Origin of the sequence: Variovorax sp. KBS0712 (assembly GCF_006323185.2) — a bacterium.
Classification (GTDB): domain Bacteria; phylum Pseudomonadota; class Gammaproteobacteria; order Burkholderiales; family Burkholderiaceae_C; genus Variovorax; species Variovorax boronicumulans.
In genome coordinates, this window is sequence record NZ_VCCD02000001.1 from 1,797,811 (window position 1) to 1,818,242 (window position 20,432).

The 20,432-nt window shown below is 68.6% G+C and carries 19 protein-coding genes and 1 tRNA gene; 7 read left to right on the top strand and 13 right to left on the bottom strand.

The annotated features are described in order from the left end of the window. Nucleotides 1-67: 67 nt before the first annotated feature. The 5 genes from tig to FFI97_RS08280 form a co-directional block, all read right to left on the bottom strand. Nucleotides 68-1,381: a trigger factor gene (gene tig, locus FFI97_RS08260; RefSeq protein WP_095745076.1), complete on the bottom strand. Its 1,314-nt coding sequence runs from the start codon at nt 1,379-1,381 to the stop codon at nt 68-70. A 26-nt stretch (nt 1,382-1,407) separates the two neighbouring features. Continuing rightward, nucleotides 1,408-1,494: transfer RNA gene (locus FFI97_RS08265), tRNA-Leu, on the bottom strand. Nucleotides 1,495-1,699: 205 nt separating this feature from the next. Next, complete coding sequence (locus FFI97_RS08270; protein WP_139703707.1) at nt 1,700-4,870, bottom strand: efflux RND transporter permease subunit; 3,171 nt, start codon at nt 4,868-4,870, stop codon at nt 1,700-1,702. Continuing rightward, nucleotides 4,867-6,069, bottom strand: a complete 1,203-nt coding sequence (locus FFI97_RS08275) for an efflux RND transporter periplasmic adaptor subunit (RefSeq protein WP_139703705.1) — start codon at nt 6,067-6,069, stop codon at nt 4,867-4,869. The genes FFI97_RS08270 and FFI97_RS08275 overlap by 4 nt, the downstream gene beginning before the upstream one ends. A 109-nt stretch (nt 6,070-6,178) precedes the next feature. Beyond that, the gene (locus FFI97_RS08280) at nt 6,179-8,101 is read right to left on the bottom strand and encodes a potassium transporter Kup (RefSeq protein WP_409574628.1); all 1,923 of its coding nucleotides are present in this window, start codon (nt 8,099-8,101) and stop codon (nt 6,179-6,181) included. 145 nt (nt 8,102-8,246) lie between these two features. Here FFI97_RS08280 and hpnC point away from each other — a divergent pair, with 145 nt between their 5' ends. Genes hpnC through FFI97_RS08300 form a run of 4 tightly spaced genes read left to right on the top strand, consistent with a single transcriptional unit; the run spans nt 8,247 to nt 11,539 of the window. Continuing rightward, nucleotides 8,247-9,107 carry a squalene synthase HpnC gene (gene hpnC / locus FFI97_RS08285; RefSeq protein ID WP_409574621.1) on the top strand — a complete coding sequence of 287 codons (861 nt, stop codon included), beginning with the start codon at nt 8,247-8,249 and terminating at the stop codon, nt 9,105-9,107. Then, complete coding sequence (gene hpnD, locus FFI97_RS08290) at nt 9,104-9,943, top strand: presqualene diphosphate synthase HpnD (protein WP_139703701.1); 840 nt, start codon at nt 9,104-9,106, stop codon at nt 9,941-9,943. The genes hpnC and hpnD overlap by 4 nt, the downstream gene beginning before the upstream one ends. Nucleotides 9,944-9,962: 19 nt before the next feature. Beyond that, entirely contained in the window at nt 9,963-11,228 is a 1,266-nt protein-coding gene (gene hpnE, locus FFI97_RS08295; protein WP_070060459.1) for a hydroxysqualene dehydroxylase HpnE, read from the top strand. 2 nt (nt 11,229-11,230) lie between these two features. Then, nucleotides 11,231-11,539 (top strand): hypothetical protein, encoded by a 309-nt coding sequence (locus FFI97_RS08300; RefSeq protein ID WP_070060458.1) that lies wholly within the window; start codon nt 11,231-11,233, stop codon nt 11,537-11,539. Nucleotides 11,540-11,557: 18 nt separating this feature from the next. On the opposite strand, the gene FFI97_RS08305 is transcribed toward FFI97_RS08300, so the two are convergent. Further along, a complete protein-coding gene (locus FFI97_RS08305; protein ID WP_062475861.1) occupies nt 11,558-12,199 on the bottom strand; it encodes a LysE family translocator in 642 nt (213 codons plus the stop codon). Between the two features lie 108 nt (nt 12,200-12,307). Here FFI97_RS08305 and FFI97_RS08310 point away from each other — a divergent pair, with 108 nt between their 5' ends. Further along, entirely contained in the window at nt 12,308-12,613 is a 306-nt protein-coding gene (locus FFI97_RS08310) for an NIPSNAP family protein (protein ID WP_095947796.1), read from the top strand. Nucleotides 12,614-12,743: 130 nt separating this feature from the next. Here the strand turns inward: FFI97_RS08310 and FFI97_RS08320 are convergent, their stop codons facing one another. Then, complete coding sequence (locus FFI97_RS08320; RefSeq protein ID WP_139703699.1) at nt 12,744-13,475, bottom strand: HAD family hydrolase; 732 nt, start codon at nt 13,473-13,475, stop codon at nt 12,744-12,746. Nucleotides 13,476-13,490: 15 nt separating this feature from the next. Here FFI97_RS08320 and hemH point away from each other — a divergent pair, with 15 nt between their 5' ends. Further along, nucleotides 13,491-14,531, top strand: coding sequence for a ferrochelatase (gene hemH / locus FFI97_RS08325; RefSeq protein ID WP_139703697.1), 1,041 nt, complete (start codon nt 13,491-13,493; stop codon nt 14,529-14,531). Continuing rightward, on the top strand, nt 14,528-15,379 hold the full coding sequence (locus tag FFI97_RS08330; protein ID WP_095947799.1) for a class I SAM-dependent methyltransferase: 852 nt from the start codon (nt 14,528-14,530) through the stop codon (nt 15,377-15,379). Before hemH ends, FFI97_RS08330 begins: the two co-directional genes overlap by 4 nt. A 6-nt stretch (nt 15,380-15,385) precedes the next feature. Here the strand turns inward: FFI97_RS08330 and FFI97_RS08335 are convergent, their stop codons facing one another. Genes FFI97_RS08335 through FFI97_RS08360 form a run of 6 tightly spaced genes read right to left on the bottom strand, consistent with a single transcriptional unit; the run spans nt 15,386 to nt 20,388 of the window. Then, a complete protein-coding gene (locus FFI97_RS08335) occupies nt 15,386-15,892 on the bottom strand; it encodes a DUF1993 family protein (RefSeq protein ID WP_139703694.1) in 507 nt (168 codons plus the stop codon). A gap of 52 nt (nt 15,893-15,944) precedes the next feature. Further along, on the bottom strand, nt 15,945-16,817 hold the full coding sequence (locus FFI97_RS08340) for an alpha/beta fold hydrolase (RefSeq protein ID WP_139703787.1): 873 nt from the start codon (nt 16,815-16,817) through the stop codon (nt 15,945-15,947). A 23-nt stretch (nt 16,818-16,840) separates the two neighbouring features. Continuing rightward, the gene (locus tag FFI97_RS08345; RefSeq protein WP_062475876.1) at nt 16,841-17,908 is read right to left on the bottom strand and encodes a branched-chain amino acid ABC transporter permease; all 1,068 of its coding nucleotides are present in this window, start codon (nt 17,906-17,908) and stop codon (nt 16,841-16,843) included. 13 nt (nt 17,909-17,921) lie between these two features. Further along, nucleotides 17,922-18,902: a branched-chain amino acid ABC transporter permease gene (locus FFI97_RS08350; protein WP_070060451.1), complete on the bottom strand. Its 981-nt coding sequence runs from the start codon at nt 18,900-18,902 to the stop codon at nt 17,922-17,924. Next, nucleotides 18,899-19,627: an ABC transporter ATP-binding protein gene (locus tag FFI97_RS08355; protein WP_095745068.1), complete on the bottom strand. Its 729-nt coding sequence runs from the start codon at nt 19,625-19,627 to the stop codon at nt 18,899-18,901. The genes FFI97_RS08350 and FFI97_RS08355 overlap by 4 nt, the downstream gene beginning before the upstream one ends. Continuing rightward, nucleotides 19,624-20,388, bottom strand: coding sequence for an ABC transporter ATP-binding protein (locus FFI97_RS08360; RefSeq protein WP_062475886.1), 765 nt, complete (start codon nt 20,386-20,388; stop codon nt 19,624-19,626). Before FFI97_RS08360 ends, FFI97_RS08355 begins: the two co-directional genes overlap by 4 nt. Nucleotides 20,389-20,432: the final 44 nt, after the last annotated feature.

The following is a 20,432-nucleotide window of genomic DNA, read 5'->3' on the forward strand; positions in this document are numbered from 1 at the left end:
GAAATGGGGCTCGTGCCGCAAAGCACAAGCCCCATCGGCGTTGCTGCATGCAGCGACGGAAACCAGCTTACTGCTGCTGCGCCATCAGTTCGTCGAACGACACCGACTTTTCGTTGACCTTGGCCTTGCCCAGCACGAAGTCGGTCACGTTGTTTTCGATGACCACGGCTTCGACTTCCGCCAGGCGGTTGTTGTCGCTGAAGTACCAACGCACGACGTCTTGCGGCTTCTCGTAGCTGGCGGCCAGCTCGTCGATGTGGGCCTTGATCTGCTCGGGCTTGGCCTGCAGGTTGTTGGCACGCACCAGCTCGGCCACGACCAGGCCCAGGCGCACGCGGCGCTCGGCTTGCGGGCGGAACACTTCTTCGGGGATCGGGGCCTTGTCGGCGTCCTTGATGCCGCGCTGCTTGAGTTCGGCGCGGGCGCCTTCGATCATGCGGGCGACTTCCGACTGCACGCTGGCGTTCGGCAGGTCGAGTTCGGCGTTGGCCACCAGGGCGTCCATCACGGCGTTCTTGTTGCGGGCCAGCAGGCGGAACTTCACTTCGCGCTCGAGGTTGCGCTTGATGTCGGCGCGCAGGCCTTCCACGGTGGCTTCGGCGATGCCGAGCGACTTGGCCAGCTGTTCGTTGACTTCGGGCAGGTGCGAGGCTTCGATCTTCTTCACGGTGACCATGAAGTCGGCTTGCTTGCCGGCCACGTCCTTGCCGTGGTAGTCGGCCGGGAACGACAGCGGGAAGGTGCGGCTGTCGCCGGACTTCATGCCGCGCACGGCGTCTTCGAATTCCTTGAGCATCTGGCCTTCGCCGACGACGAACTGGAAGTCTTCGGCCTTGCCGCCCTGGAAGGGTTCGCCGTCGATCTTGCCTTCGAAGTCGACCGTCACGCGGTCGTTGTCTTCGGCCACGGCGTCTTGGGCGCGCTGGGCGAAGGTGCGGCGCTGCTTGCGCAGGATGTCCAGGGTCTTGTCGATGGCTTCGTCGCCGACTTCGGCCGACAGCTTCTCGACTTCAGCGCCCGACAGGTCGTTGATCTTGACTTCGGGGAACACTTCGAAGACCGCGTCGAAGGCGAGCTGGCCTTCGGGCGACTCTTCCTTCTCGGTGATGCGGGGCTGGCCGGCGACGCGCAGCTTGGCTTCGTTGGCGGCTTGCGAGAAGGCCTCGCCGACCTTGTCGTTCATGACTTCGTAGTGCACCGAGTAGCCGTAGCGCTGGGCCACGACGTTCATCGGCACCTTGCCGGGACGGAAGCCGTCCATCTTGACGGTGCGCGCGAGCTTCTTGAGGCGCGAATCGACTTCGTTCTGGATGGTGCCGACCGGCAGGGTCAGCGTGATCTTGCGTTCGAGCTTCTCGAGAGTTTCAACGTTCACGGTCATGGTGTCTTCCTTGTGAGGGGTGTGGCTGGTGCGCGGGGCCGGACTCGAACCGGCACGTTCTTGCGAACGTCAGGACCTAAACCTGGTGCGTCTACCAATTTCGCCACCCGCGCGATGCCAAATTTCAGGTGAATGCAAAGGCGGACGGCCTCGGCGCTGCGGAAAAACCGCTGGCCCAAGACCGTCCGCCTGAAATCGGTCAACCGCGCATTTTAAACGCAAGAATAGGGGCCTTCCGGCTTCCCCCTTTGGGGGATTTCACCCACTCTCGTGCAAGGGATACGGGCCGCGCGACAACGGCCCGTGAAAAGCGCCTTGTCAGGCGGCAGCGGTTTGCGGCTCCCGCTTGATGCGGAAGGCCGCGGCGTACATCGCCGGCAGCGCCAGCAGCGTCAGCACGGTGGCCACGATCAGCCCGCCCATGATGGCCACGGCCATCGGCCCCCAGAACACGCTGCGCGACAGCGGGATCATCGCCAGCACCGCCGCCGCGGCGGTCAGCACGATGGGACGCAGGCGCCGCACGGCCGACTCGACGATCGCGTCCCAGGCCGGCACGCCGGCGGCGCGGTCGAGCTCGATCTGGTCGATCAGGATCACGGCGTTGCGCTGGATCATGCCCATCAGCGCGATCACGCCGAGCAGCGCCACGAAGCCGAAAGGCCGGTTCAGCAGCAGCAGCGCGGCGGCCACGCCGGCGATGCCCATCGGGCCGGTGATGAACACCAGCAGCGAGCGGCTGAAGCTGTGCAGCTGCAGCATCAGCAGCGTGAACACCAGGAACAGCATGATCGGCACGCCCGCCACGATCGAGGCCGAGCCCTTGGAGCTTTCCTCCACGGCGCCCGCCACCTCGATGCGGTAGCCACCCTGCCCGGCCGCATGCCAGCCAGCTTCGAGCTGGCGCAGCTTCGGCAGCAGCTGCTCGGTCACGGTGGCGCCCTGCAGGCCTTCCACCACGTCGCCCTGCACGGTGATCGCGTAGTCGCGGTTCTCGCGCCACATCACGCCGGGCTCCCAGGTGAACACCGGACGGGCGATCTGCGTGAGCGGGATCGAACGGCCCGTGGTCGTCGGGATGTAGGCGTTGCCGATGTCCGAAATCGCCTCGCGCTCGTCGGCGGACTGGCGCAGCACGATGTCGATCAGCAGGTCGTTCTCGCGGTACTGGCCGACCGTGGTGCCGCTGAACATGGTGCGCGAAGCCTGGGCGATCGCCTGGCTGGTCACGCCGAGCGCGCGCGCCTTGGCCTGGTCGATTTCGAGGCGGATCACCTTGACCGACTCGTTCCAGTTGTCGTTCACGCCGCGCATGTTGGGGCTCTCGCGCAGCACGGCCTTCACCTCGTCGGCGCGGGCGCGCAGCTGGGCGGGCTCGGTGCCGATCACGCGGAACTGCACCGGGTACGGCACCGGCGGCCCGTTGGGCAGCAGCTTGACGCGGCCGCGCACCTCGGGGAACTCCTCGGCCAGCAGCGCAGGCAGGCGCAGGCGCAGTCGCTCGCGCACCTTCAGGTCCTGTGCCAGAACGATGAGCTGCGACACGTTGGTCTGCGGAAACACCTGGTCCAGCGGCAGGTAGAAGCGCGGCACGCCGGAGCCGATCCAGGTGCTGACGGTCTTCACGCCCTCTTCCTTCATCACGCGCTGCTCGACGCGCTTGGCCACCTCTTCGTTGGCGGCGAACGAGGTGCCTTCGGGGAACCAGATGTCCACCATGATCTCGGGCCGGCTCGAATCGGGGAAGAACTGCTGCTGCACCTTGCCCATGCCGACGATGCCCAGCGCAAAGATCAGCACGGTGGCGCCGATGGTCAGCCAGCGGTGCTGCACACACCAGTTCACCGCGCGGCGGAAGCTGTTGTAGAACGGCGTGTCGAACAGCTCGTGCGGCGGCGCATCGGGGTCGTGCGGCTTCACCTTGAGCAGCAGCGTGCCCAGGTACGGCACGAAATACACCGACACGATCCACGACAGCACCAGCGCGATCACCGTCACCGCGAAGATCGCGAAGGTGTATTCGCCCGTCACCGACTTGGCGATGCCGATCGGCAGGAAGCCCGCCGCCGTGATGAGCGTGCCCGTGAGCATCGGCTTGGCCGTCACGTCGTAGGCGAAGGTGGCGGCGCGGACCTTGTCGTAGCCCTCTTCCATCTTCCGCACCATCATCTCCACGGCAATGATCGCGTCGTCCACCAGGAGGCCCAGCGCGATGATCAGCGACCCCAGCGATATCTTGTGCAGCCCGATGCCGAAGTAGTTCATGGCCAGGAAGGTCACGGCCAGCACCAGCGGAATGGTGATCGCCACCACCAGCCCCGGGCGCATGTCGATGTACCAGCCGAAGCGCCCGCCCTTGTGCAGGCCCAGCGCGATGATGCTCACGGCCAGCACGATGGCCACGGCCTCGATGAGCACGCCGACGAATTCGTTGACCGAGCTGGCCACCGACACCGGCTGGTCCTGCACCTGCGCCAGCTTCACGCCGGCCGGCAGGCGCTGGTCGATGGTGGCGGTGGTGGCCTTGAGCGCCTTGCCCAGCGCGATGATGTCGCCGCCCTTGGCCATCGACACACCGAGCGCGATCACTTCCTTGCCCTGGTGGTGCACCTTCACGGCCGGCGGATCGACGTACCCGCGGCGGATCTCGGCGATGTCGCCGAGCTTGATCTGGTTGCCCGAGCTGCCGCGGATCGGCATCTCGCGCAGCTGCTCGACGCTGGTGAACTGGCCACCCACGCGCACCTGCACCACGTCCAGCGGCGACTGGATCGTGCCGGCGCTTTCCACCGCGTTCTGCGAGCCGAGCTGGGCCAGCACGGCGTTGAAGTCGAGCCCCAGCTGGGCGAGGCGCTTCTGCGAGATCTCGATGAAGACCTTTTCGTCCTGCACGCCGAACTGGTCGACCTTGGCCACGTCCTTCACACGCAACAACTGCTGGCGCACGTCGTCGGCCAGCGTCTTGAGCTCGGCGTAGCTGAAGCCCTCGCTTTCCAGCGCGTAGATCACGCCGTAGACGTCGCCGAAGTCGTCATTGAAGAACGGCCCCTGCACGCCCGCGGGCAAGGTGCCGCGCATGTCGCCGATCTTCTTGCGCACCGTGTACCAGACGTTGGCCACCTCGGCGGCCTTCGACGAATCCTTGATCTGGAAAATGATCTGCGACTCGCCCGGCTTCGAATAGCTGCGGATCTTGTCGGCGTACGGCGCTTCCTGCAGCGTGCGCTCCAGCTTGTCGGTGACCTGCTCGGCCACCTGCTGCGCGGTGGCGCCGGGCCAGTAGGTGCGCACCACCATGGCACGGAAGGTGAACGGCGGGTCTTCGTCCTGGCCAAGCTGGAAGTACGCGAAGGCGCCCAGCACCATCAGCACCACCATCAGGTAGCGCGTGAGGGGCGCGTGGTCCAGCGCCCATTTGGAAAGATTGAAGCCGGGCGACTTGTACTCGGACGGCGGGGTTGTCGCAGGGGTCGCTGGGCCTTCCGTCATTTGGCGGCACCCGTTGCGATCTCCTTCTTCGTCGCGGCCACGGCCTCGACGGCCTGCTGCTTCGCCTGCGCCTGCTGCTGGCCATTGGCCGCGGCCGCCATGGCCTCCTTCGACTGGTAGATGGTGACCTTCTGCCCCGGCGACAGCACGTGCACGCCCGCGGCCACGACCATCATCCCGGTCGACAGGCCCGAGCCGATCACCGCCTCATTGCCGTCGGCCGTGACCACCTGCACCGGCTGCGAGCGCACGGTCATGCTGTCCTTGTCGAGCACCCAGACCGCCGAGCCCTTGCCTTCCTGGCGCAGTGCGCTGGTCGGCAGCTTGATCACCGCGACGTCGGTGCGGGCCAGGGCCTGCGGCCTGGCGTAGACCGTGGCGCCGAGCGCCGGCGAGGTCGCGGCGTCGATCGACACCTTGACCGAATACGTACGCGTGACCGCGTCGGCGCTGGCCGCCACCTCGCGCACCTGGCCCTGCAGCACCTCGCCGCCGGACCAGCCGCGCACCGCGACCGGCGAGCCGGGCTTGATCAGCGCGGCGCGGTCTTCAGGCACCGCGAACACCACGTCGCGCGCGCCGTCCTGGGCGATGCGCACGACCGGCGTGCCGGCCTGCACCACCTGGCCCGGCTCGGCCTCGATGGCCGTGATGATGCCTGCCACGTCGGCCACCAGCGTCGTGTAGCTGGCCTGGTTGCCTTGCGAGGCCAGTTGCGCCTGCGCCTGTTCGAGCTGGGCCTGGGCGGCCTTCCAGGTGGTTTCGCGGCGTTCCAGTTCGGCGCCGCTGATGAAGTTCTGCGATCGCAGTTCGGTGTAGCGCTTCAGGTCGGCGGCCGCGAGGTCGCGGTTGGTCAGCGCGGCGGCCTGCTGGGCACGGGCGGCCTCGGCGGCCAGGCGGTAGTCCTGCGGATCGAGCTGCGCCAGCACCTGGCCGGCCTGCACGTGCTGGCCGAGCTCGGCCTGGCGGCGGATGATCTTGCCCGCCACCCGGAAGCCCAGGCGCGATTCGACCCGGGCCCGCACCTCGGCCGAGAACTCGGGCTGGGCGTCGTAGTCGCTGGTGCCGACGGTCACGAACTTGACCGCCCTCACGGGCTCCTGGGCGGGCGGTTTCGGCGAACAGCCGGCCAGAAAGATGGCGGGAAGCAGCAGCCAGGCGGCGCTGCGGGCACGGAGTGAGGCGGCGGAGGCGGTCATGAGACACCCAAGAAGAGAGGAACCGGGTCATTAATGACCCACCGGTTAGTAATCTAGGGTAAACGTTAAACAGTGTCAATGACCCGCCGGTCAGTTGACCATGCTCACGCTAAGTTCTCTGCCCCATTTCCACCAGCCGGTTGTCGGGAAGCTCGAAGTAATCGGATGCCCGGCCCGCGTTGCGCTGCAGCCAGCCGAACAGCACCCGTCGCACCGGGTTCATGCCCGGCAGGTTCTCCTCGCCCACCGAGGCGCGGGAGACGAAGTACGAGGTCTTCATCGAGTCGATGGCCAGGGTCTTCTGGTAGGCCAGGATGCGGATGAACTCGGGCACGTCGGGCCGCTCCATGAAGCCGTGGCGCGCCGTGACCACCCAGATGCCGTCCATCAGCTGCTCGGCCTCGATGCGCAGGCGCGCGTCCACGCGCGGCGTGTCGCATGAGAGCACGCGCAGCACGATCACCTGCTCGTGCAGCACCTGGTTGTGCTTGAGGTTGTGCAGCAGCGCATGCGGCACCGCCGTGGCGTCGGGGTTCAGAAACACGGCCGTGCCGCTCACCCGGTGCGGCATGTTCAGCGCCAGCGACTCGACGAAGGGGCGCAGCGGCAGGCTGTCGGCCGCCGCCGCTTCCAGGCCCAGGCGCCGGCCCTTGGCCCAGGTGGTGAACAGCACCATCACCCCGGCCGCCACCGCCAGCGTGAGCCAGCCGCCCTCGGCCACCTTCAGGCTGTTGGACACCACGAAGGTCAGGTCGACCGCCGCGAAGGCCGCCACGCCGACCGCCACCGCCACCTTGTTCCAGCGCCACAGGCCCCAGGCCACGATGCCGGCCAGCAATGTGGTCGTCACCATCGTGATCGACACCGCAATGCCATACGCCGCCGACAGCGCGCCCGAACTGCGGAAGCCCAGCACCAGCAGCAGCACGCCGACCATCAGCAACCAGTTGACGGCGGGCACGTAGATCTGCCCGATGGCCGTGCCCGAGGTCTGCACCACGCGCATGCGCGGCAGGTAGCCCATGCGCATCGCCTGCGCGGTGAGCGAGAAGGCGCCCGAGATCACCGCCTGCGACGCGATCACCGTGGCCATGGCGGCCAGCACCACCATCGGCAGCACGCCCCACGAGGGAAAGAGCCGGAAGAACGGGTTGTCGATGGCCGCCGGGTTCGCCAGCACCAGCGCGCCCTGTCCGAAGTAGTTGAGCACCAGCCCCGGCAGCGCGATGAAGAGCCACGCGAGACGGATCGGCCTGGCGCCGAAGTGCCCCATGTCGGCATACAGCGCCTCGCCACCCGTGAACGCCAGGAACACCGCGCCCAGCACGGCCAGCGACTGCGCCCGGTGCACCACCAGGAAGCCCACCGCCCGGCGCGGGTCGAGCGCCGCCAGCACCTGCGGCTGCTGCAGCACCTGCCACAGCCCCGCCACGCCCAGCACCAGGAACCACAGCAGCATCACCGGCCCGAAGATCTTGCCGACCACGCCGGTGCCCTTCTTCTGCACCATGAACAGCCCGACGAGGATCGCCAGCGTGATCGGGATCACCGCGCGCTGCAGCACGGGCGCCTGCACCTCCAGGCCCTCGACCGCCGACAGCACCGAGATCGCCGGCGTGATCAGGCTGTCGCCGTAGAACATGGCCGCGCCCACCAGGCCCAGGATCCCGATCCCGCGCCACACCCAGGGCCGGGTCTTCGGGCCGGAAACGGCGTTGCGCGCCAGCGCCTGCAGCGCCAGGATGCCGCCCTCGCCGTCGTGGTCGGCGCGCAGCACGAACACCACGTACTTGAGCGTCACCACGAACATCAGGCCCCAGAAGATCAGCGAGAGCAGGCCCAGCACCGCGTCGGGCGAGAACGGCACGCCGTGCTCGGGGTTCATCGTCTCCTTGAAGGCGTACAGCGGCGAGGTGCCGATGTCGCCGAAGACGACGCCCAGCGCCGCGATCATCAGTCCCGGCCCGGCCGGATGTGCGGTGTCGCCCGAAGCGGGAAGCGAAGTCCCGGAAGCCGCGGCAGTTGCTTTCATCGTCATGGGCGAAAGAGAGATGGAAAGTGGCGACGCCGCCAGCATAGTGCCCGGACATGACGTCGCCGACAATCGTGGCGTGTCCGCCACTCCTCCTGCCAATCCTCGTCATGCCGCCGCGCCGGCCCATTACGAAAACTTCCCCGTGGCCTCCTGGCTGTGCCCGCCGCACCTGCGCCCGCCCATCGCCGCGATCTACCACTTCGCGCGCACGGCCGACGACATCGCCGACGAGGGCGACGCCTCGCCCGAGGCGCGCCTGGCCGAGCTGCGCGCCTACCGCGAGGAATTGGCCGCCGCCGCGCGCGGCGACGCGCTGCCCGACTCGCGCTGGCCCCACGTGTTCGGCCCGCTGGCCTGGGCCATCGCCCAGTACCGCTTGCCCGAAGACCTGCTCGCCGACCTGCTCAGCGCCTTCATGCAGGACATCGAGAAGACCCGCGACCGCGGCACCTACGCCGACCGCGCCGAGCTGCTCGACTACTGCCGCCGCTCCGCCAACCCGGTCGGCCGGCTGCTGCTGCACCTGTACGGCGTGACCGATGCGCAGGCGCTGGCCCAGAGCGACGCCATCTGCAGCGCGCTGCAGCTCATCAACTTCTGGCAGGACCCAAGCGTCGACCTGCCGCGCGGGCGCTTCTACTTTCCGCGCACCGACTGCGCGCGGCGCGGCCTCACCTCGGAGCATTTCAAGGTCTTCGCGCCCCTGTCTTCTGCGCCGCCGCCGCAGGAAGCTATCAATCTGATAGCGGTGGTGGCCTTCTGGGCGCGCGAGCTCATGACCGAGGGCGCCCCGCTCGTGCACCGCCTGCCGGGCCGCGTGGGCTGGGAGCTGCGCCTGGTCGTGCAGGGCGGCCTGCGCATCCTGGACAAGATCGAGGACCTGGGCTTCGACACCTTCACGCAGCGCCCCACCGTCGGCAAGGCCGACGCGCCCGTGCTGCTCTGGAAGGCATGGCGGATGCGGAGACAATCACGGCCCATGAAAGCAGCGCCTCCCCGATGAATCCCGAGCAATACGTGCAAGACAAGGCCGCCGCTTCGGGCAGCAGTTTCTATTACGCCTTCCTGTTCCTGCCCAAGCCGCGGCGCGCCGCGATCACGGCTTTTTATGCCTTCTGCCGCGAGGTCGACGACGTGGTCGACGAGGTCTCCGACCCCGGCGTGGCCGCCACCAAGCTCGCCTGGTGGCGCACCGAGGTCGCCCAGGCCTTCGCCGGCACGCCGCGCCACCCGGTCATGCAGGCGCTCATGCCGCATGCCTCCACCTACGGCATCGAGGCGCGCCAGCTCAACGAAGTGATCGACGGCTGCCAGATGGACCTGGACCAGACCCGCTACCTCGACTTCCCCGGCCTCGCGCGCTACTGCCACCTCGTGGCCGGCGTGGTCGGCGAGGTGGCCGCGCGCATCTTCGGCCAGACCGATCCGCAGACCACCGCCTACGCCCACAAGCTCGGCCTGGCGCTGCAGCTGACCAACATCCTGCGCGACGTCGGCGAAGACGCGCTGCGCGGTCGCATCTACCTGCCGGTCAACGAGCTGCAGCAGTTCGACGTGAAGGCGCACGAAATTCTCAACCGCGTGCACTCCGACCGTTTTGTCGCGCTCATGAAGTTCCAGGCCCAGCGCGCCCACGCCGCCTACGACGAAGCGCTGGCCCTGCTGCCGCTGGCCGACCGCCGCACGCAGAAGCCCGGCCTGATGATGGCCAGCATCTACCGCACGCTGCTGCGCGAGATCGAGCGCGACGACTTCCAGGTGCTCAACCAGCGCATCAGCCTGACGCCGGTGCGCAAGTTCTGGCTGGCCTGGAAGGTCCAGGCGCTGGGCCGGATATGACGCCCCACCCTTCGTGCCCATGAGGCTCGCCGTCATCGGCGCCGGCTGGGCCGGCCTGGCCTGCGCCGTCGAGGCCACGCGCCTCGGGCACGCCGTCACCCTGTTCGAAGCCGCGCCGATGGCCGGCGGGCGGGCGCGGCGGGTCGATCACATGCACGGCATGGCGCTCGACAACGGCCAGCACATCCTGATCGGCGCCTACACCGCCACGCTGGCGCTCATGCGCGACGTGGGGGTCGACGTCGACACCGCCCTGCAGCGCCTGCCGCTGTCGCTGCGCTTTGCCGACGGCGGCGGGCTGCAGCTGCCCGCGGGCCGGCCGCCGCCGCTCGACCTGCTCATCGGCATCTTCACCGCGCGCGGCTGGACCTGGCGCGACAAGGCCGCGCTGCTAGCCACCGCCGTGCGCTGGCGCCTCGCGGGCTTTCGCTGCGCACCCGGCACCAGCGTCGCCACGCTCTGCGCCGGCCTCACACCGCGCGTGATGCACGAACTCATCGAGCCGCTGTGCGTCTCGGCGCTCAACACGCCCGTGCCGCAATCGAGCGGCCAGGTGTTCCTGCGCGTGCTGCACGACGCGCTGTTCAGCGGGCGCGGCGGTGCCGACCTGCTGCTGCCGCGCGTGGACCTCGGTGCCCTGCTGCCCGATGCCGCGCTGGCCTGGCTCGCCCGGCACGGCGCCACCGCGCACATCGGCCACCGCGTGCGCGCCATCGCGCCCGAGGGCGACCGGTGGCGCGTCGATGACGAGCTCTTCGACCAGGCCGTGCTGGCCTGCGCCCCCTGGGACGCCGCGCGCCTCGTGCGTGCCACCGGCCTGCCGGCCGCTTCGCGCTGGTGCAACGTCACGGAATCGCTGCGCTTCGAGGCGATTGCCACGGTCTACGTGCGCGGCGCCGCGCCGCTGGCCGAGCCGATGCTCGCGCTGCGCAGCCAGCCGGGCAGCGCGCCGGCCCAGTTCGTGTTCGACCGCGGCCGGCTCGGTGGACCAGAAGGCGTGCTCGCCTTCGTCGTGAGCGCCAACGAGACGCCGCGCGAGACGCTCGAGAAACAGGTGCTCGCGCAAGCCGGCGCGCAGCTCGGGCAGCCCGGCCTCACGCCGATCCAGACCGTGGTCGAAAAACGCGCCACCTTCGCCTGCACGCCCGGCCTGGCGCGCCCGCCGGCCGCCATCGCGCCGGGGCTGCAGGCCTGCGGCGACTACACCGAAGGCCCTTATCCCGCCACGCTCGAAGGTGCCGTCCTCAACGGACTGGCCGTCGCGCGCGCACTTGCCACGCCGTGACCATGACCACGACCCTGCGTTACCTCGATTTCGACTACAGCGAAGACACCGAAGACCACGGCACCTTCGACGCCATGGCCTCGACCCCACCCGAGCGCACGCCCGAGGTGGAAGCCGAGATCGATCTGGTGCTGGCCTGGGCCGAGGCCACCTTCCCCGGTGCGCGCGGCGCGCTCGACGACGGTGCCGTGTGGGACTGCGACGTGCAGCGCACGCGGGAAGACAACCCGCGCCTGGACACCCTCACGCTCTCGCTCAGCGGCACCGCCGACTTCTGCGCGGCGCTGCGCGAGCGCTTCGGGCTCGACTGAAGAAAGTCGGCGGCCTTCTCAGGCCGTCTTGTTGCGCAGGCGCAGCAGGCTCAACCCCAGCAGCACGAAGGCGCCGCCCGATACGCGGTTGAACAGCTGCGCGCGCTTCGGGTTCGCGAACTGCTTCTTCAGCAGGCGCGCCAGCAGCACGTACGAGCCATGCGCCAGCACCGAGCCCGCCGCGAAGGTCGTGGTGAGCACGGCGAACTGCGTGAGGATCGGCGCGTCGTGCGTGAGGAACTGCGGGAACAGCGCTGAGAAGAACAGGATGCCCTTGGGGTTGGTCAGCGCCACCGTCACGCCATGCCCGAACAGCCGGCGCGCGGAACGCGAAGGCGCCGGCGCGGCCGACGGCTGCAGCTCGGCGAACACGCTCGTGCGGCTGCGCCACTGCCGGATGCCCAGGTACACGAGGTAGCCCGCGCCCGCCACCTTCAGCACCATGAAGGCCGTGGCCGAGGTGTTGAGCACCACGCCCAGCCCGCCCATCGCGGCGGCCGAGACCAGGAAGAGCCCGCAGGCGTTGCCCAGCGAACTGATCATCGCGCGGCGCGGGCCGACGGAGATGGCGTTGGAGACCGCGAGCAGCACGGCCGGGCCGGGCGTGAAGGCGACGACCAGGGTCACGCCGCAAAAGAGGAGCCAGGTGGAAAGATGCATGGAAGGAAATTCGCGCGAAAGCAATGAAAGGAGGCAGCCGCAAAACTATAGTCCGGGCAGCCGCGCGCCGCTCGGGCCGCGCCGATAGTCCCCTGACATTCCTCACCCATGATCACCTGCTACCTGCGCTACATCGTCGATCCCTTCAAGCTCAAGGAATTCGAGCACTACGGCAAGCTCTGGATTCCGCTGGTCGAGAAGTTCGGCGGCCAGCACCACGGCTACTTCCTGCCGTCCGAAGGCGCGAACAACGTGGCACTGGCGATGTTCAGCTTCCCGAGCCTGGCCGCGTACGAAACCTACCGGGCCGATTCAATGCAGGACGCCGACTGCCAGGCCGCCTTCCGCTACGCGGAGGAAACGCGCTGCATCGTCAGCTACGAACGCAGCTTCTTCCGACCAGTATTTGGCTAACCCCCAGTCTTCGCGCACTTCGTGTCGCTACGCCACCCCCCTTGCAGGGGGCAACACCAGAGGCCCGGCAAAGCCGGTTCCTCGGTGTTTCTGGTATCGACCGCGGTGACGTTCTTGGTGCTGGCGAGCGTCAGGCGCCCAGCGCGATGCACAGCGCGTGCAGGTTGGGCACGATCAGCTGCGGACGCGCGCCGTGCTCCCACGGCCGCTCGTCGCGCACCAGCCAGGCGGCCTGCATGCCGGCGTTGAGCGCGCCCACCACGTCGAGCGCGGCGTCGTCGCCCACGTGCAGCACGTCTTTCGGCAGCAGGCCGACCGAGGCCGCCGCAGCGCGGAAGATCGGCGCATGCGGCTTGCCGCTGCCGAAGGTGCGCGCATTGAAGGCGGTGCGGAACCACCGGCCGACGCCGGTCTTGTGGAGGTCGGCGTTGCCGTTCGACACCGCCACCAGCGGGTAGCGCTCGCTGAGCCACTTGAGTGCCGGCAGGGCGTCGTCGTACAGCGTGACGCGCTGGCGCTCTTCGAAAAAGGCGTCGAAGGCCGGGTCGGCCAGCGCCGGGTCTTCGCCCGCGCGCACGAGCGCCGTGCGGATCGACTCGCGGCGCAGCGCGCTCAGGTCGTGCGCGAGGTCGGAGCGCTCCTTGGCGGTGGCTTCGCGCAGCTCGCGCAGCACGCCCGGCGTGAGCAGCAGCGAGGCCGTCTTGGGTGCCTCGCGCAGCAGCCATTCGTGCAGCACGCGCTCGGCCCGCTCGATGGTCGGCCAGATCGGCCACAGGGTGTCGTCGAGGTCGAGCGTGATCGCCGAGATGCGCGAGATGTCGAGCGGCGTGGCGCCGCCGGGCGCCGGGGAAGCGGAAGTCATGCCCGAGAATATCGCATGCCTCTCGCCCCCCAAGACAGTCAGAACAGCAAGAACGACCGCACCGCCGTGCTCTGGTGCAACCTGGGTTCGCCCGATGCCCCCACCGCCGCCGCGGTGCGCCCCTACCTCGCCGACTTTCTGGGCGACCCGCGCGTGGTCGAGATTCCCAGGGCGCTGTGGGCGCTGATCCTGCACGGCATCATCCTGCGCACGCGGCCTGCGAAGTCGGCCGCCAAGTACGCGAGCATCTGGCTGCCCGAGGGCTCGCCGCTCAAGGTCTGGACGCAGAAGCAGGCCTCGTTGCTGGCCGGCTGGCTCGGCGAACGCGGCCACCGCGTGACGGTGCGCGACGCAATGCGCTACGCCAACCCGTCGATCGCCTCGCGGCTCGATGCACTGCAGGCCGAGGGCGCCACGCGCGTGCTGGTGCTGCAGGCCTACCCGCAGTACTCGGCCACCACCACGGCCAGCGTGATCGACGCCGTGAACGCCTGGAGCCGCCGCCAGCGCCACGTGCCCGAGTTCCGCTTCGTCAACCAGTACCACGACGACCCGGCCTACATCGAGGCACTGGCCCAGGGCATCGAGAAGCACTGGAAGACCGAAGGCCGCGGCGAGCTGCTGGTGATGAGCTTCCACGGCATTCCCGCGCGCAACATCGCGCTGGGCGACCCCTACGAGGCGCAGTGCCTCGAGACCGCGCGCCTGCTCGCGGCACGGCTGGGCCTGGCGTCCACGCAGTACCGCACGACCTTCCAGTCGCGCTTCGGCCGCGCCAAGTGGCTGGAGCCCTACACCGAGCCCACCCTGCGCGAACTCGGCGCCAGCGGCGTGAAGCACGTCGACGTGGTGTGCCCGGGCTTTCCGGCCGACTGCCTCGAGACGCTCGAAGAAATCGCCATGGAAGGCCGCGAAGCCTTCCTGCACGCGGGCGGTGAACGCTTCGGCTACATCCCCTGCCTCAACGACAGCCCGGCGTGGATCACCGCGCTCACGGGCATCGCCGAACGCCACCTGGCGGGCTGGCCCACCCGACAAGACACGACGACACCATGAAGAAAGACCTGCACGAAGCCAACCGCCAGTCGTGGAACGCCGCCACGGTCGCGCACAACAGCCACAAGGGCGACCAGGCCGCCTTCTTCCGCGCGGGCGGCTCCACGCTGTTCCCCGAGGAAAGCGCCCTGCTCGGCGACGTGAACGGCCTGTCGGTGCTGCACCTGCAGTGCAACGCGGGACAGGACAGCCTGAGCATCGCGCGCCGCGGCGCACGCGTGACCGGCGTCGACATTTCCGACGAGGCCATCGACTTCGCCACCCGGCTCTCGGCCGAATCGGGCGTTGCGGCGCACTTCGAACGTGCGGACGTCTACGACTACTTCGAGACTGCCGCCGCGCGCGGCGAGCGCCACGACCTCGTGTTTTGTTCGTACGGCACGCTGTGCTGGCTGTCCGACCTCGGCGCGTGGGCGCGCGGCGTGGCGCAGCTGCTCAAGCCCGGCGGTCGCTTCGTGATCGTCGAGTTCCACCCGTTCGCGCTGGTGTTCGACCCGCAGTGGAAGTTCCACTACGACTACTTCAACGACGCGCCCGTGCCCGAGGAAGGCGTGGGCGACTACGTGGCCGAATCGGGCGACGGCCTCGTGGCCGACGACCGGCCGATGCCCGGCGTGCAGGGCTTTCGCAACCCGCACCCGAGCTTCGAGTTCACCTGGGGCGTGGGCCAGGTGACGACCGCGCTCGCACAGGCGGGACTGGCCATCGAGCGCTTCGAGGAGTACCCGTACACCAACGGCTGGAAGCCCTTCGAGGGCATGCGCGAACTCGGTGGACGCCGCATGGCCCCGCCCGAAGGCATGCCGCGCATTCCGCTGATGTACGCGCTGGCGGCGCGCCGCGCCTGAGCGAACTCAGAAGCGGCCGAGGTAGTCCAGCTTGCCGATGGGCACGCCCTTGTGGCGCAGCACGTCGTAGGCGGTGGTCACGTGGAAGAAGAAGTTCGGCAGCGCGAATTGCAGCAGGTAGCGCTGCGCGGTGAAGTGCGCCTCGCCTTCGCGCGCCTTGATGGTCACGGGGCGTTCTTCGTGGCCGTCGATGAGCGCGCGGTCCACGCCGGCCAGGAACTCCTGCGTCTTCACGATGCGCGCCAGCAGGTCGTCCCAGGTCTTTTCCTCGTCGGGAAAGCTCGGGGCCGTGATGCCCGCGATGCGCGCCGTGCCCAGCTTGGAAGCGTCGCTCGCGCGCTGGATCTGGCCGGCCAGCGTGAGCATGTCGGGCGCGAGGCGCGCGTCGACCAGCGTCGCCGGGTCGATGCCCTGGGCCTTGGCGTGCGCGAGGCTCTTGTCGAGCAGGTGGGTGAGTTGCCCGAGTCCGCGGGTGAAAACCGGCACGGACAGGTCGTACATCGAGAGGGCCATGGCGAGGTGATCTTGGAGTTGAAGTCGGCGCGATTGTGAGCGCGCCGCGCCCTCAAAGACCGGCCGCGCGGATAAACCCCTCGATCGGGTCCAGTTGTTCCGGCACGTTGAGCGCGGGCGCATGGCCGCAGCCCGGTACCTCGATCACCTGCAGGCGCCCGGCCGCGCCCGGCCCGCGCCGGTGCATCTCGTCGATCACCTCGGGCAGCACCAGATCGGACTCGGCGCCGCGCAGGCACAGCACCGGCGCTTCGATCACGTCGTAGTGCGGCCAGATCAGGTAGTCGTTGTCGTGTGCGCTGAACTGCTTGACCATCGCCGGGTCGTAATGCGGCGTGACGCGGCCGTCGGCCAGGCGGCGCGTGGAGCTTTCGGTCAGCCGGCGCCACTGCGCGTCGCTGAGCCAGCCGTAGGGCTTGTAGACCGTGCGGAAAAAAGCCTCGAGTTCGGCCACGGTGTCGAAGGCCGGCGGATCGCCGGCGTAGGCGCGGATGCGCTCGATGGCGGCCTGCGCGAGCTGTGGCGCGTTGTCGTTGAGCGTGAGGCTGGCGATGCGCGCCTTCATGCGCGGCTCGAACAGGCCCGACGCGCAGACCGTGCCGATCGCGCCGCCCATCGAAGTGCCCACCCAGTGCACGCGGCCCAGTCGCAGTTCGTCGCACAGCGCGTTGGCCAGCCGCGCATAGAACGCGAGCGTGTATTCGTCGTCGGGTGCCGGGCTCCACTGGCTCAGGCCGCGCCCGAGGGTGTCGGGACAGATCACGCGGAAGCCCCGCGCCGCGAAGTGCTGCGCCAGTTCGTCCATGTCGCGGCTGGTGCGCGCCAGGCCGTGCCAGGCGATGACGACGGGGGCGTTGGCGGGGCCCCAATCAAGCCAGTGGATTTCGCGGCCTGCGAGTTGCGCGTAGTGCGATGACGGCGTCATGGTGCTGTTGTTCTTGCCGTCGCTCATTTCGCCGCCCTCGCCCTCAGCTTGCCGACGATGCCCGTGGGGAAGTAATACACCGACAGCACGAACAGCACGCCCAGCCACAGCAGCCAACGGTCGGGCGACAGCAGCGCCGCGAGCCACGGCAGGCCGCTGGCGGCCTCGTTGCCCAGGCGCAGCAGGTCCTGCAGGTAGCTCTGCGCCACCACGAACAGCACCGCGCCGATGGCCGCGCCGTAGATCGTGCCCATGCCGCCGATCACCACGATGAGCAGCACGTCGATCATGATCTCGAAGCTCAGCGAGGTGTCGGGTCCGTTGTAGCGCAGCCAGATGGCCAGCATCGCGCCGGCCAGCGTGGCGAACAGCGCCGACAGCACGGCGGCCGTGGTGCGGTACACCACCACGCGGTAGCCGATCGCCTCGGCGCGGAACTCGTTCTCGCGGATGGCCTGCAGCACGCGGCCGAAGGGCGAGTTCACGATGCGCAGCATCGCCAGCACCAGCACCACCGCCGCCACGAACAGCAGGTAGTAGCACAGCAGGCGCCCGTCGAGCGAGACGCCGAGGAACGGCTCTTCGGCGAACTCGAAGCTCGGCGAGATCAGCTCGGGCAGCTTGAAGGTCAGACCGTCTTCGCCGCCGGTGAAGTCCGACAGCTGCGAGGCCAGCGTCTGGAACGCCGAGGCCACGGCTAGCGTGATCATCGCGAAGAAGATCGCGCGCACCCGCAGCGAGAACAACCCGATGGCCAGCGAAAGCACCAGCGAGATCGCGAGCGACGCGCCCAGCCCCACCAGCACCGCGCCCCAGTTGGGCCCGAGCCGCGAGGCCGAGATGGCGATGCCGTAGGCGCCGATGCCGAAGAACATCGTGTGCGCGAAGCTCACGATGCCGGTGTAGCCCAAGAGCAGGTCGAAGCTCGCGACCAGCACCACGAACACCAGGATCTTGGCTGCGACGCTGAGCGCCTTGACGCCCGGGAACAGGAACGGCGCAAAGGCCAGCGCCAGGAACAGGGCCAGCAGCAGCAGCGCCAGCAGGCGGCTGCGCGGCATGTCGTTGGAAAGAAGTCGTTTCAGGAACATGACGGCTTTCTCCTCAACGGTTCGCCACGGGGTACACGCCCTGCGGGCGCCACAGCAGCACGGCCACCATGAGGAAGATGCTCGCGAACTGCGTGAGCGTGGGCAGCAGGAAGCCGATGTAGTTGGTCATGAGCCCCACCAGCAGCGCGCCGAGCAGCGCCCCGCCGGTCGAGCCCAGCCCGCCGATGATGATCACGATGAAGATCAGCACGTTGACCTGCGCGCCCATCTGCGGCACCAGGTTCTGCTGGAACAGGCCCCACATCACGCCGCCCAGGCCGGCCAGCGCGCTGCCCACCACGAACACGCCGACGAACAGGCGCCCGATGCGGTAGCCCAGCGACTCGACCATCTCGCGGTCCTGCACACCGGCGCGGATCAAGAGGCCGATCTTGGTGCGGCCCAGCGTCCAGGCCAGCACGCCGAACACCACCACGCCCACGGCCACCGCGAGCAGGCGGTACTTGCTGATGGCCGCGTCACCCACCAGCAGCGAGCCGCGCAGCGCCTCGGGCAGCGGCAGCGGAATCTGCGCCGGGCCCCAGATCACCTTGATGAGCTCTTCGCCGATGATCATGCCGCCCATCGTGATGAGGATCTGCTTCAGGTGCTGGCCGTACACCGGCCGCACGATGAAGCGCTCGAAGGCCAGGCCGATGGCGCCGGCCACCGCCATCGCGGCCAGCATGGCCGGGAACACCGCCACGAGGTTGCGCCACAGCTCGCCCGAGCCGGTCCAGTCGCCCATGAGGCCGAGCACGCTGCTGGCCACGAAGGCGCCCAGCGCAATGAACACGCCGTGGCCGAAGTTCAGCACGTCCATGAGGCCGAACACCAGCGTGAGGCCCGAGGCGATGATGAAGATGATCATGCCCATCGCCAGCCCGGCCACCGTGAGCGTGAGCCAGGTCGAGACCGAGCCCGTGAGCGGCAGCGCGACGAGCGCGAGGATGGGGGCAAGAAGCAGAGGCTTCCAGTCGAAGTCGAGTTTCATAGGGCGAGTCCGAGCAGCGATTGCTGCAGTTGCGCATCGGCGGAGAACGCGGCCATCGAGCCGCTGTGCACCACGCGGCCGTTGTCCATCACCGCGACGGTGTCGCCCAGGCGCTGGGCGAAGTGGATGTTCTGTTCGACCAGGAGAATCGTCACGCCGCTCGCCTTGAGCTCGCCGAAGGCCTCGATCATGTTGTTGATCATCACGGGCGCCAGGCCCTTGCTGGGCTCGTCGATGATGAGCAGCTGGCGCGGCTCGACGATGGCGCGCGACACGGCCAGCATCTGCTTCTGTCCGCCCGACAGCTTGCCGGCCGGGTGGTTCCAGAACTTCTCGACCGCGGGAAAGAGCTTGAAGATCCACTTCAGGCGCGTGTCGTCGATGGCGTCGGCGTTCTTGGCGCCGCGCGCGGCCAGCACCATGTTCTCCTTCACCGTGAGGTCGGAGAAGATGCCCATGTTCTCGGGCACGTAGGCCACACCGAGCTCGGCGATCTGCGGCGTGTGCAGGGCCGTGATGTCCTTGCCGGCGAACTGCACCCTGCCCTGCGACGCATGCCACAGGCCCATGATGGTGCGCAGCGTGGTGGTCTTGCCCGCGCCGTTGCGGCCCAGCAGCATGGTGAGCTGGCCCTTGGGCACGGCCAGGTCGACGCCGTGCAGGATGTGGTACGCCCCGATGTGCGTCTGCACGCCTTCCAGAGTCAGCAAATTTTCGGTGCTCATGCGGCCTCCTTCGCGATGCCCAGGTAGGCCTCCTGCACCACCGGCGAGGCGATCACCTCGGCCGGTTCGCCGTCGGCCACGAGCGTGCCGTTGTGCAGCACGATGATGCGGTCCGCGAGTTCGCGCACCACGTCCATCTTGTGTTCGACCAGCAGGATGGTCTTGGTCTTGTCCTGCTTGAGCTTGCGGATGAGGTCGAGGATGACGGGCGCCTCGGCCGCGTGCATGCCGGCCGTGGGCTCGTCGAACATGAAGACCTTGGGTTCGAGCGCCATCAGCAGCGCCACCTCGAGCTTGCGCTGGTCGCCGTGCGGCAGGCTGGCCACGGTGGCGTGGGCGCGCGGCTCCAGAGCGACGTCGGCCAGGATCTGCTCGGCGCGCTCGGTCAGTGCCTTGTGGTCGCTCCAGATGCTCCACAGGTTGAGCCCGTGGCGGTGGGCGCCGGCGCGCGTGGCCTGCACCGCGAGCCGCACGTTCTCCAACACCGTGAGGTTCGGGAACAGGTTGGTGAGCTGGAACGCGCGCCCCAGCCCGGCGTGTGTGCGCGCCGACGGCGACAGGTGCGACAACGGTTGCCCGTCGAGCGACACCGTGCCGGCCGTGGCCTTGAGCTGCCCGGAGATCAGGTTGAAGTAAGTGGTCTTGCCCGCGCCGTTGGGGCCGACGATGGCCGTCAGCGTGCCTGGCGCGAATGCGCAGCTCACGCTGTTGACGGCCACGTGCCCTCCGAAGCGGATGGTCAGATCCCGGGTCTCAAGCATTGTGGAAAGGTCCTTGCGAATCGAAAAATCAGTGCAGGGTGAAC